This window comes from Bacillus sp. GMs2/2 (assembly GCF_050172095.1).
Classification (GTDB): domain Bacteria; phylum Bacillota; class Bacilli; order Bacillales; family Bacillaceae_G; genus Bacillus_A; species Bacillus_A cereus.
This window is the reverse complement of record NZ_JBNLYE010000128.1, coordinates 1-11,711: the sequence shown is the minus strand read 5'-3', so window position 1 is coordinate 11,711 and position 11,711 is coordinate 1. Positions and strand designations below refer to the sequence as shown.

Sequence of the window (11,711 nt, the reverse complement as noted above, 5' to 3'; positions counted from 1 at the left end):
TCCGATCTATTAACGAAGTTTCTTTTCACTTCGTACCTGCTCAGCACTGGACGAGAAGATTCTTATTTGATATGAATACGTCTCACTGGGGCGGATGGATTATTGATAATGAAACGACTATGGAAACCATATATTTTTGTGGCGACAGTGGCTATTTCCAAGGTTTCAAAGAAATTGGTGAACGCTTTTTAATTGATATTGCTCTTATGCCCATTGGCGCTTATGAACCAGAATGGTTTATGAAAGTATCTCATGTTTCACCTGAAGAGGCCGTGCAAGCTTATTTAGATTTAAACGCTACACATTTTATACCAATGCATTACGGAGCTTTTGCACTCGCCGATGAAACACCTCGTGAAGCAATAACTAGACTTCGAAATAATTGGAATTTGCGCATGTTACCGTGGGAACAACTGCATGTACTCTTTTTAGGTCAAACTTTTATTTATAGTAACGCAACAAATGATAAGCAAATAAACGAAAAAATTGAAACTTTACATGTGTAACGTAATGACTGATTTTCTATATCCAACATATAATATAGAAAATCCTATAGTGAAACTTTAATCAGTGGGATTTCTTCATCCCCACTGATTATTTGCCTTCACCAATCAAGCTTTTACGGGCAGCCCGCTACCTAACCTCTTTGCTCCAGCTAAATTTGAGGTAGAGAGTTTTACTGTCCGCAAATAGCGGGATAAAGGGTGTTTTCTATGAATGAATATTTACAGACTCGCTATATCATTAGCGGTAGTGCCTGTGTAGCTCTTCTTATTTCTTACTTTCTATTTACATAAAAAGCTACTTGAAATATATTTTCAAGTAGCTTTTTTATTACTCTGCTAAATACATAAATCCGATTGCGCCCGGACCTGTATGAGTACTAATAATAGGCGTTGTATAAAAAATTTCTGATTGAGCAAATCCACTCACTTTTTCAACCGCCGCTTTCATACTTTCAGCTAAAGGAATTGCTTTCGCATGCGGAATTGCAACAGCTTTTACGACTTTTCCAGCCGTATCTTGCTCAAATAACTTAGCTAATGTTTTTACAATTTGGCCTTGGCTACGAACTTTCGTTACAGGATTATAAACACCGTCTTCAAGACTAGCAATTGGCTTTATATTAAGTAGCGAACCGATAAACGCTTTTCCTTTACCGATACGTCCACCCTTCACTAAGTTTTCTAATGTATCCACTACTACATATAAACGAGTATTCTTTCTTACTTCATCTACACGTTTTAAAATTTCTTCTAGTGAGCGTCCGTCATTTGCCATTTTTGCAGCTTCAATTACTTGATATGCTAAAGCATGTGTAATAAATTGAGAATCAACAACTGTTACTTTTGTATCAGTCATTGATGCAGCGCTATTTGCAGTTGCTACAGTACCGCTCATTCCACTTGTCATATGGATAGAAAGGACTTCGCTTCCATCTTCCCCTAGCTTGTCATACATTTCTACAAATGTACCCATAGCTGGTTGTGATGTTTTTGGTAATTCCTCTGATTTAATCATTTCTTCAATAAATTCGTCAGGTTGTAAATCAACGCGATCTAAATATGTTTGTCCATTTACAGAGATTGATAATGGTAAAACATGAATGTCATACTTTTCGATTACGTCTTGTGATAAATCTGCCGTTGAATCTGTTACAATTTTAATTTTTTGCATACTATACTTCTTCCCTTTCCAATACGCTCTCCTTGTTATTATACTAGTATTCCCATTGCTTTCAACAATTTGGAACGAAATTTCATCAAATTAATTATATTTTCATATCTAAAATGAAAAAGACAGAGTTTACTAACCCTGTCCGTACTTCGTATCATGCATTTTTTTCAAGGGTATTTGTTTTATATACATTTAAATAATCATTCCACTTCAAACAATTTTGTAAATATTCACGGAAAGAATACGAAAATCTTGGGTGTTTTTGTCTTTGAATTTTTGCAATAAATAATTGAAGACGAGACTGAATTAGAAACGATAATGGATGCTGTGCCTGTAGGACAGGGATTTCGAATATTTTAATGCAATCCCCTGTTGAATGAGTGAAATAAAAACTTTTCGTAATCACAATATCAATCCTCTTTTTCATTGGATTTTTGAACTTCCTCTACTTTGCGCTGTAACACGTTGTTTAAAGTGGAGTAAAATCAGACTTATATGATTTCTGTAGTCCTTATGGCTAGAAGATTTATACTCTATTCATCTCCACCTAATTCACCTTCCCGTCCTAAATATCTCTGAGACGGGAATCTCATTATCCATCAATTGTTTAATACATTTAGTATAAGCTTATAAAAGCGCAAAGTTTGTCTAAATTTTGGAGATTCTATAATTTTTTTCTTCTATATATTGTATACGTTTATAGCTATAGTATAACAAATAAATAAAAAAGTGCCTTTATAACGAGGCACTTTTCGACTGCATTTCTTCTCTTTTCTTTTTCCTCTTACTAACAACCTTTGATAACGCAATACTTACTTCATAAATACAAATAAGCGGCACTGCAACTAAACTATGAGATAAAAAGTCTGGCGGTGATATACAAGATGCAATGATAATTAATGCTACGTAAGCATACCTTCTTATTTTTATTAAAAATTCCGCCGTAAGTATTCCAATACTAGTTAAAAACATTACAACGACTGGCAATTCAAAAATCACAGCAAATGGAACTGTTAAATTAAGTACAAAATGAAAATACTTTTCTGTCGTAAACATCGTATTAAACATTTCATTACCTATCGTAGTTAAAAAGTGAAATAGAAACGGCATTACAATGAAATATCCAAAACATAAACCTGCGAGAAATAATATAGACAATACCGGTATATACATTATTGTCATCTTTTGTTCATTTGGATGTAAACCCGGTTTTACAAATAACCAAATTTGTATAGCAGCAAAAGGAATTGTACAAACGATAGCAAATACTGTAGCAATCGAGAAAAAAATCCACAATACATCACTTGGACCGAGAACAGTTAATTTCATTGGTAAATCTTTTACAAGCCAAAAATAAATATCCTTTGTAAAAGTAAATCCAATAATTAAAAATAGTACAAAGGATAACACCGTATATATTACTCTTTTTCGAAGCTCAACAATATGTTCTACTACGCTCATTTCCCGATCTTCCATCTCGTTCACCACACTTTATTTATCCATTACAAGGAAAATACACTACATTTTTTCTTTCTTTTCCTTTTCTTGAAATGCGTCATCTGTCAATTCTTTCGTTGATTTTTTAAACTCTTTTAACGTTTCCCCTAAAGCCTTCCCGATTTCCGGCAATTTTTTAGGTCCAAATAAAATGAGTACTGCTACTAAAATTAAAATTAACCCTGGAAAGCCAATATTTGAAAACATTTCCCCATCCCCTTTATTAGTAGTTTCCTTGTCCTACTATTACATAATTTTATTTTGTCAAAAAAGTTTGAAAACGTCAACAAATCCATTGTCTTTTATCAAAAAAATTCAAAAATATAATCAATTATACAAATTTCATTTTCTATTGCTCTTGTGTATGATATGGTAAGGGAAATGACATATTATTTTATGATAGTAGAAAGGATTTGCATTATGACTGAAAAAATGACACGAATGACCCAATTTGTAAAAGAAGAAATTGCAAATGCAATTACACATGGTATCGGTGCCATTTTAAGCATCCCTGCCTTAATCATATTGATTATTCATGCTTCTAAGCACGGTACCGCATCAGCTGTAGTTGCATTTACTGTTTATGGTGTAAGCATGTTCTTACTGTACTTGTTTTCAACATTGCTACATAGCATTCATCATCCTAAAGTAGAAAAAATATTTACTATTTTAGATCATTCAGCCATTTACTTATTGATTGCTGGCACGTATACTCCTTTTCTACTTATTACACTTCGTGGCCCATTAGGATGGACGTTGCTTGCTATAATATGGACACTAGCAATCGGAGGTATCGTCTTCAAAATTTTCTTTGTACGTCGCTTTATAAAGGCTTCAACTTTATGTTACATCATTATGGGATGGCTCATAATCGTTGCCATTAAACCACTTTATGAAAATCTAACTGGACATGGTTTTTCACTACTTTTAGCAGGTGGAATTTTATATTCTGTCGGAGCTATATTCTTCCTTTGGGAAAAGCTACCTTTCAACCATGCTATATGGCACCTGTTCGTTTTAGGTGGTAGTGCGATGATGTTCTTCTGTGTACTCTTTTATGTCTTACCTACAGCATAATAAAAAAGGATTCAGCTTACTATAAGCTGAATCCTTTTTTATTACTTATGTAATTGTGATGCGATAACTTCCTGTGTATGCTTCGTTAATTCTTTAATATCCATATTCGCATAATCTTCAGGTGTAATCGGCTTAGAAATTGTTACTGTTGCATGAGCTGGCTTCATACGATTTCCATTCGCTTCAAACATCTTATATGTACCATCTAACGTTACAGGTAAAATTGCTACACCTGACTTTACTGCAAGGTGGAAACTACCAGCCTTAAACTCTCCAACTTCGCCGCCCTTACTTCTCGTTCCTTCTGGGAAAATTACGATAGAATGTCCATTCTTTAATAGTTCGATTCCGTCTTTAATTGCTTTAAGAGATTGACGACGATCGCTACGATCCATAAATACACAATTCATAAGTTCCATCCAAGTTGGTACAACTGGGAACTTTTTAATCTCTGCTTTTGACACGAATCCAATTGGTTTATTTAAGTAACCTAGTAAAACAGGGATATCCATATTACTTTGGTGATTACTTACAACTAGTACCGGCTTGTCTTTCGGAACATTTTCAAGCCCTTTCACTTCTACTGTCCCTCCAGCTACACGTACCATTTTCTTACCAAACCAATTTGTCGTTTTGTACACAGCATTATCTTTTTCTTTTGGCGCCATCTTATTTACTTGTCTTTTAAGACGCCACATTCTCGGTGTAATCGCAATTACAATTAAAATTAAATAAAAGATTTTAAAAAACGTTTGAATCATACAGAACCCCCACCTATTATCATTCCGACCTTCATTATACTAGACAAACGAAGGAAAAAGAAGAAAAAAGTCTAAACAGCAAGTGTTTGGACTTTTTAAGCATTCTATATTAGAAACGTTTTGCTAATTCACGAGCATTAGCAATTGCTGCTTCTTTAATTTCTTGTGCTTTTTCAGGGTTTGCATTCATACCTTCAACTGCGATATATTCAGTATCATTTACACCGACAAATCCTAATACAGTCTTTAAGTGATTGCGACCGAAGTCTACAGCTGCGTATGCTCCTTCAGAATATACGCCACCTGTTGCTTGAATGTGAAGTGCTTTTTTACCTTCTAATAAGCCGACTGGACCATTTTCAGTATATTTGAATGTTTTACCTGCGATTGCTACGTTATCTAAGTATGCTTTTACTACTGGTGGATAGCTAAAGTTCCACATTGGAGTTACGAATACATAACGATCTGCATTCATAAATGTTTCTAAGTTTGTGTTCATTGCTGCTACTTTTTGTTGTTGAACTTCAGTTAAAGCTTCAAAGCCTTCACCTGCTGCAAATTTACCCCAAGCAGCAAATACATCTGCATCAATTGCTGGTACTGTAGTGTTGAATAAATCAATTGTTACAACTTCGTCTTGTGGATGTTCGTTTTTATAAGCTTCGATGAAAGCTTCCCCTACTGCCATTCCGAAAGAACCTTCTGCTGAATTTGGATTTGCTGTAATAAATAGTACTTTTGTCATTGTATTCTCTCCCTTTTTTCTCTTTATCTTTAATTCAAGATTTGTTTTTTAAAAGTTAATAACTTACCTTATGTAAGTATAATACAAAAAGTTTTAATCAATGTCAATAAAAAATAGCTACTTTTTTTTCGTAAGTTAATGATTTACTTTGTTTCCTTAAAATTTAGTATACAGATATTAAGAATTCTTTCGTATAAAAAGGCTACCTCTACAACTTATAGAGATAGCCTTCTATTACATATTATTTTTGAAATACATGTTTTACTTTTTCAGCTGGAATATTACTCCCGCCTCTACCTTTTACATCTTCAATCATCATTGTAATGACCATATCTGGTGAATTTAAATCAAATGCAGCGAACCAACCTAGTTCTTTTCCTTCGGCCTCTTTTGATACTTTTAATTCCGCTGTACCTGTTTTTCCAGCAAGAGTCATACCATCAATTTTAGCAATTTTCCCTGTACCATCTGGATCATTAATTACTTTCGTCATTGCAGTTTTTAATATATCCTGATTTCCTTTAGAAATTACATTTTCTTTCCAAGCTTTTGGTTGTTTATCTGTTTTAATAATATACGGTGACGGAATCGTTCCATCATTTACAATCGGCGCATACGTTAAAGCTAAATGAAGAGGAGTCATTAATACTTGTCCTTGTCCATATCCCGTATCTGCCATTTGAATATCATTTTTAATGCCGTCATTTGCAATTTTAGAAGCAGGGAATCCATATTCAATTGGTAGTTTCTCATCGAATCCGAATTTTTTTGCTTCACTCATAAACTTGTCTTTTCCGATTTTTAAAGCTTCTTGTGCGAAGTAAATATTATCCGAGTATTTCATCGCCTTATCAAAATCAATCGGATTTGCATCTTTCACACGCGTTACATAGTAATTACCCCAAGAAGAATCTTTTGTCCATTTTAATCCTTCAATTTTCAACTCTTCTTTTGGATCAATCGTTTTCGTTTCAAGACCAATTGCAGCTGTAATAGGTTTAAATACAGAACCTGGTACCGACAATTGTGTAAAGCGATTTGTCATTGGTTTTTTCGGATCATTATTCCAAGCTTCGCGTTGTGCCTTCGATGTCCCTCGTGCAATTATATTAGGATCATATGCTGGACTACTTACTAGTGCAATTGTTTCTCCACTTTTCGGATTAATTGCTGCACTTGAACCAGCTTCGCCCTTCATTTCATTATACGTTTTTTCTTGAACAACACTATCAATAGTTAAAGTTACATTTTCTCCATCAACAGCATCTGTTTTTGCTAAATTTTTAATTTCTTTTCCTTGCGCATCTTCTACAAAGACACGGCCACCTTTTTTACCGCGTAACTTTTCCTCTAATACTTGCTCTAAGCCAGCTTTACCAACTGGGTCATCAGCTTGATAGCCTTTCTTTTGTAGCGTTTTTAAATCTTCAGCATTTACCTTTCCAATATAACCAGTCAGATGAGCTGCCGCTTCCCCTAACGGATATGTACGAACATTTACAGGTTTTGTTGAAACACCTGGTAAATCAATGTACGTATTTTGTGTTGCCCCTTCAGGCAAAATTCCAATTGGTACGAGATACCCTGGTTTTACCCATTTAGCAGCTAATTTTTGATCAATTTCTTCTACAGACATATTTAATAACTTCGCTACTGTTTCTTTCGTTTGCGGAGCAGTATCGCCTAACTTTTCAGGAATCAATCCGATTTCAGAAGCTTTCCCATTCGTTGCAAGACCTTTTCCATTACGATCGTATATTTCACCACGTTTTGGCTGTGTTGTCTGCATACGCACTTTACTATCTTTCGTCATACCTGGGAAAATAAAATCAGGAGTCCAATCTATTTTCCAAGATTCTTTATCTCCATCTTTTTCTTTCACCATTTTTGCTTCATGACCAAATGTAATTTTACCACCAACTGTATCCATGCTTACTTTAAAAGGAACAGGGCCTTCATCTTTTTTATCTTCTTTTACTTCCCCTGCTTCTACCTTTAAGTCTTTCACTTCGATACCAGAATAAATTTTTTCATATTTCTCAGTAAACTCTTTCTTTGAAATATCTTTTTTTGCATTTTTTGATAGTTGATCATACATATCTGCAAATTTTTGTTTATTCCACGCTTTTACATATGTATCAAACGCTTCTTGTGGTTTTTCTTCTTTACCACATCCAACTAACATGAATGTTAAGCAAAGAAAAAGAATCCCCCATATCTTTCTCAATCGATTCTCCTCCTCTTTCTATATTAGTACTTTTGAAAATTTTAGCATTTTTACATGCTACCTATCATTATAGCACTATCGAATCTCATCTATAAACTTATATTGGTGAATATAAATAAAAAGATTGATGCGAATTCTCACATCAATCTTTTTTATTATTGTTGCTTCTCATATACATGGTAATAATACGTATACGGGTTTTTTTCATCCGTTAAACCTTTTTCTACAAAAATCTCTTTCCAATTTGTCATATCCATTTCTGGGAAGAATGTATCTCCTTCAAATGCATGATGGATTTTTGTTATATATAACTTGTCTACATAAGGTAAAAAGAGGTCGTAAATTTGCGCTCCACCAAAAATAAAAATCTCTTCTTCATTTTTACATAGTTCAAACACTTCTTCTACAGAATGAACAACTTCACAACCTTCAACATGATACCCTTCATTACGAGTTACAATAATATTACGTCTTCCAGGCAGTGGTCTACCAATCGCTTCATAGTTCTTTCTTCCCATAATAAGCGGGTGACCCATCGTTGTTTTCTTCACGTATTGTAATTCACTCGGCAAACGCCAAGGTAAATTATTATCTTTACCAATTACTCTATTTTCGTCCATAGCGACCATAAATGAAACAATCATTTTTTCATCTCCTCTACAATTATACTGCAACCGGTGCTTTAATTGCTGGATGCGGATCGTATCCTTCAATCGTTAAATCTTCCATTTCAAAATCGAAAACAGATTTCACATCTGGATTTAATGTAAGTTTCGGGAATGGACGTGGTTCACGTGCCAATTGCTTTTCTACTTGTTCAAAATGATTTGTATAAATGTGTGCATCACCAATTGTATGAACAAATTCTCCCACTTCAAGTCCGCATTCATGTGCAATTAAATGTGTTAGTAGTGAGTAACTTGCAATGTTAAATGGAATTCCAAGGAATATGTCACCACTTCTTTGATATAACTGACAAGAAAGCTTTCCATCTGCTACATAAAACTGGAATAGCGTATGACAAGGCGGTAAGGCCATACTCGGTACGTCTTCAGGATTCCAAGCAGAAACGATTAAACGACGTGAGTCTGGTGTTTTTTTAATCATTTCAATTACATCTTTTAATTGATCAAGTGTCTCACCAGCTGTCGTTTTCCAAGCACGCCATTGTTTACCGTAAACGTCTCCTAAATAACCATATTTATTTGAGAACTCATCATCTTCTAAAACGTTCTTTTTAAACAATTCCATTTGCTCGTCGTACTGTACTTTAAATTCTTCATCTTGTTGTGAGCGAAGACCAAAATCAGTCATGTCAGGACCAGTATACTCATCACTTTCTACCCAGCTCTTAAAAGCCCATTCATTCCAAATGTTATTATTATGCTGCAATAAATAGCGAATATTTGTATCACCTTTCATAAACCAAAGTAGTTCACTTGCTACAAGGCGAAATGGTACTCTTTTTGTCGTTAATAAAGGAAATCCTTTGCTCAAATCAAAACGCATTTGATATCCAAATACAGATACCGTTCCTGTCCCTGTACGATCTTCTTTCTTCGTACCATGTTCCATTACATGGCGGCATAAATTTAAGTATTCATTTTCAGCATGTTTCATATGTAGGAAAACCTTCTTTCAATCGTATATGGAATTTATCATAACATGAAAAATGGTAAATTTAATAATCTTAATTAATAAAATTTCTTGCGCTAATTCTTACAAAATTATTAACTTTCCATATTTTAAAAGGTTTTCATTTTCTATTACCGAAAGTATAGTGCGGTAGATCAAAATTTATATTTGGAGGTTAGAAATATGTCTAAAATTGAAACACCTGTTATGACTTCTTTACAAACCACGGTTGAAAAAATGATGAAGGATTTAAATGTTCCTGGTGTTGCTGTCGCTGTTATAAAAGACGGTGAAGTTATTCTTTCAGAAGGTTTCGGCTATCGTAATATAGAAACAAAAGAGGCTGTTACACCGAATACTCGATTCGCAATCGGTTCCTCAACGAAAGCGTTTGGTACACTTTCATTAAGCTTGTTAGCACAGCAAAAAAAGTTTAATTGGGATGCTCCTGTCCCGTCTTATATACCTAACTTTACTTTATCTGAACTACTTGCTAGCTCACAAGTTACAGGACGGGATTTAGCTTCTCATCGAACTGGAGTGAGTCGTCATGAGGCTCTTTGGTACAGTTCTTCCTTATCTCGAAAAGATCTCGTTGAAAAAATAAAACATTTACCACTTGATGCACCGTTCCGGACTGCATTTCTATATAACAACTTAATGTATGCAACAATTAGCTACATTGTTGAAAACATTACAAATCAAACGTGGGAGCAATACACTACAGAACATATTTTAGAACCTTTAAATATGAGACATACAAACTTCTCTGTTAACGATTCACAAACTACAGATGATTACGCTTTACCTTACATTGAAAATGACGGTGAAATAAAAGCAGTTCCATTCCGTAACATCGATACAGTTGGCGCTGCTGGGTGTATTAATTCCACAATTGAAGATATGGCAAATTGGGTACTTCTCCACTTAAATGAAGGAAAATTTGGAGATCATGAATTAATCTCCTCTGAATTATTACAACAAATGTATACACCACACAATTCAATTCAATTCCAGACCAACCGGTTTTATCACTCCCTGAATCTCCATTAAATAGTTACGGTCTTGGTTGGTTTATTAGCGCTTATCGTGGTAAAAAAGTGATTCATCATGGCGGTAATATCGATGGATTTTCAGCGCTTGTTTCATTCATACCAACAGAAAACATAGGCCTTGTCATTTTAACGAATGCTGGAGGAACATTACTTCCTACTTATCTCGCTAATCAAATTTATGACGAACTACTTGAATTAGAATCCATTGATTGGCATAAACGTGCTGTAGAAGATACTAAAAAAATGAAGGAAATGATGAAAGAAGCAACTGAATCCCTCCCTGAACAAATTAAAGGGACTACACCTTCGCACAAGTTAGAGGATTATACTGGTACTTTTGAACATCCTGCATACGGAACATTACAAGTATACAAACGAGATGATTCGTTATATGTACAATTTATGGAAATGGATATTCAATTAGAGCATCATCATTACGACATCTTCTCCACAAAAGTTGACTTATTCCAAATGAAAATGAGCTTATTATTCGCTTATGAAATGAATGTAAGTGGTGAATTCCCATCCCTTCAGTTACATGTACCAGCTACATTAAGTACTCAGCCGCTTACATTTAAGAAAATTAAATAAGTATCTTGATGGTAAAAAATAAAGGTAGGTGCGAATCACACCTACCTTTTCTATTTCATATCAATCTTATCTGGTTGAAACCAAATTGGCTTCGATAACTCAAAGTTATTATGATCCTCTAAAACTATAGTAAGACGCTCTAACATATCATCTAACATATGCGGCGCTGCTCGTAATGTCCAGACAACTGAGGAGAAAACTGTCATGCCAACATACACCGTGTATAATTTCCAGAACTCCTCTGGTATTTTCCTATTAAAGTATCCTTCTATTTGTCCGATTGAATACGGAATACTAATATCCCTTGCAAACAGTGCAATTTTTACGAAATCATGAATTGGGTCACCCCAGTCATAGCCATTAAAATCAACAACACCTACATATTTTCCATCCCGTACAATTATATTTTCTAAATGAAAATCATCGTGTTGAAATCGATTCGGGCG

At 34.5% G+C, this 11,711-nt stretch carries 12 protein-coding genes and 1 pseudogene; 3 read left to right on the top strand and 10 right to left on the bottom strand.

Features of this window, described 5'->3' with window-relative positions; all coding sequences use genetic code 11:
• Positions 1-506: MBL fold metallo-hydrolase (locus ACQGS6_RS16305; RefSeq protein ID WP_426965312.1), on the top strand; the 506-nt coding region annotated here is incomplete at its 5' end.
• Between the two features lie 328 nt (positions 507-834).
• Here ACQGS6_RS16305 and ACQGS6_RS16300 read toward each other — a convergent pair.
• The 4 genes from ACQGS6_RS16300 to ACQGS6_RS16285 all read right to left on the bottom strand — a co-directional run bounded on the left by ACQGS6_RS16300 (position 835) and on the right by ACQGS6_RS16285 (position 3,381).
• Positions 835-1,677 (bottom strand): DegV family protein, encoded by an 843-nt coding sequence (locus ACQGS6_RS16300; protein WP_001169470.1) that lies wholly within the window; start codon positions 1,675-1,677, stop codon positions 835-837.
• Positions 1,678-1,831: 154 nt separating this feature from the next.
• Positions 1,832-2,083: a DUF2535 family protein gene (locus tag ACQGS6_RS16295; protein ID WP_000629013.1), complete on the bottom strand. Its 252-nt coding sequence runs from the start codon at positions 2,081-2,083 to the stop codon at positions 1,832-1,834.
• Positions 2,084-2,412: 329 nt separating this feature from the next.
• Positions 2,413-3,153 carry a twin-arginine translocase subunit TatC gene (gene tatC / locus ACQGS6_RS16290; RefSeq protein WP_000390120.1) on the bottom strand — a complete coding sequence of 247 codons (741 nt, stop codon included), beginning with the start codon at positions 3,151-3,153 and terminating at the stop codon, positions 2,413-2,415.
• Between the two features lie 42 nt (positions 3,154-3,195).
• Positions 3,196-3,381, bottom strand: coding sequence for a twin-arginine translocase TatA/TatE family subunit (locus tag ACQGS6_RS16285; protein WP_000492443.1), 186 nt, complete (start codon positions 3,379-3,381; stop codon positions 3,196-3,198).
• A gap of 213 nt (positions 3,382-3,594) precedes the next feature.
• Here ACQGS6_RS16285 and trhA point away from each other — a divergent pair, with 213 nt between their 5' ends.
• Positions 3,595-4,251, top strand: coding sequence for a PAQR family membrane homeostasis protein TrhA (gene trhA / locus ACQGS6_RS16280; RefSeq protein WP_000136889.1), 657 nt, complete (start codon positions 3,595-3,597; stop codon positions 4,249-4,251).
• 41 nt (positions 4,252-4,292) lie between these two features.
• On the opposite strand, the gene ACQGS6_RS16275 is transcribed toward trhA, so the two are convergent.
• The 5 genes from ACQGS6_RS16275 to ACQGS6_RS16255 form a co-directional block, all read right to left on the bottom strand.
• Positions 4,293-5,012 (bottom strand): lysophospholipid acyltransferase family protein, encoded by a 720-nt coding sequence (locus tag ACQGS6_RS16275; protein ID WP_000616572.1) that lies wholly within the window; start codon positions 5,010-5,012, stop codon positions 4,293-4,295.
• 109 nt (positions 5,013-5,121) lie between these two features.
• Positions 5,122-5,757 carry an FMN-dependent NADH-azoreductase gene (locus ACQGS6_RS16270; protein WP_000170025.1) on the bottom strand — a complete coding sequence of 212 codons (636 nt, stop codon included), beginning with the start codon at positions 5,755-5,757 and terminating at the stop codon, positions 5,122-5,124.
• Between the two features lie 241 nt (positions 5,758-5,998).
• Positions 5,999-7,984 (bottom strand): penicillin-binding protein 3, encoded by a 1,986-nt coding sequence (gene pbpC / locus ACQGS6_RS16265; protein WP_074626364.1) that lies wholly within the window; start codon positions 7,982-7,984, stop codon positions 5,999-6,001.
• 155 nt (positions 7,985-8,139) lie between these two features.
• The gene (locus ACQGS6_RS16260) at positions 8,140-8,628 is read right to left on the bottom strand and encodes a dihydrofolate reductase (RefSeq protein WP_000637206.1); all 489 of its coding nucleotides are present in this window, start codon (positions 8,626-8,628) and stop codon (positions 8,140-8,142) included.
• 19 nt (positions 8,629-8,647) lie between these two features.
• Positions 8,648-9,604, bottom strand: coding sequence for a thymidylate synthase (locus ACQGS6_RS16255; RefSeq protein WP_000679609.1), 957 nt, complete (start codon positions 9,602-9,604; stop codon positions 8,648-8,650).
• Between the two features lie 198 nt (positions 9,605-9,802).
• Here ACQGS6_RS16255 and ACQGS6_RS16250 point away from each other — a divergent pair.
• Positions 9,803-11,265, top strand: a pseudogene (locus ACQGS6_RS16250) (serine hydrolase).
• Between the two features lie 50 nt (positions 11,266-11,315).
• Here ACQGS6_RS16250 and ACQGS6_RS16245 read toward each other — a convergent pair.
• On the bottom strand, positions 11,316-11,711 hold a 396-nt coding region (locus ACQGS6_RS16245), incomplete at its 5' end, for an aminoglycoside phosphotransferase family protein (RefSeq protein ID WP_426965311.1).

Coding starts and splice junctions, on each gene's coding strand:
- ACQGS6_RS16300 (WP_001169470.1), bottom strand. CDS start 1,677: ATGCAAAAAATTAAAATTGTAACAGATTCAACGGCAGATTTATCACAA.
- ACQGS6_RS16260 (WP_000637206.1), bottom strand. CDS start 8,628: ATGATTGTTTCATTTATGGTCGCTATGGACGAAAATAGAGTAATTGGT.
- ACQGS6_RS16275 (WP_000616572.1), bottom strand. CDS start 5,012: ATGATTCAAACGTTTTTTAAAATCTTTTATTTAATTTTAATTGTAATT.
- trhA (WP_000136889.1), top strand. CDS start 3,595: ATGACTGAAAAAATGACACGAATGACCCAATTTGTAAAAGAAGAAATT.
- ACQGS6_RS16255 (WP_000679609.1), bottom strand. CDS start 9,604: ATGAAACATGCTGAAAATGAATACTTAAATTTATGCCGCCATGTAATG.
- ACQGS6_RS16270 (WP_000170025.1), bottom strand. CDS start 5,757: ATGACAAAAGTACTATTTATTACAGCAAATCCAAATTCAGCAGAAGGT.
- tatC (WP_000390120.1), bottom strand. CDS start 3,153: ATGGAAGATCGGGAAATGAGCGTAGTAGAACATATTGTTGAGCTTCGA.
- ACQGS6_RS16285 (WP_000492443.1), bottom strand. CDS start 3,381: ATGTTTTCAAATATTGGCTTTCCAGGGTTAATTTTAATTTTAGTAGCA.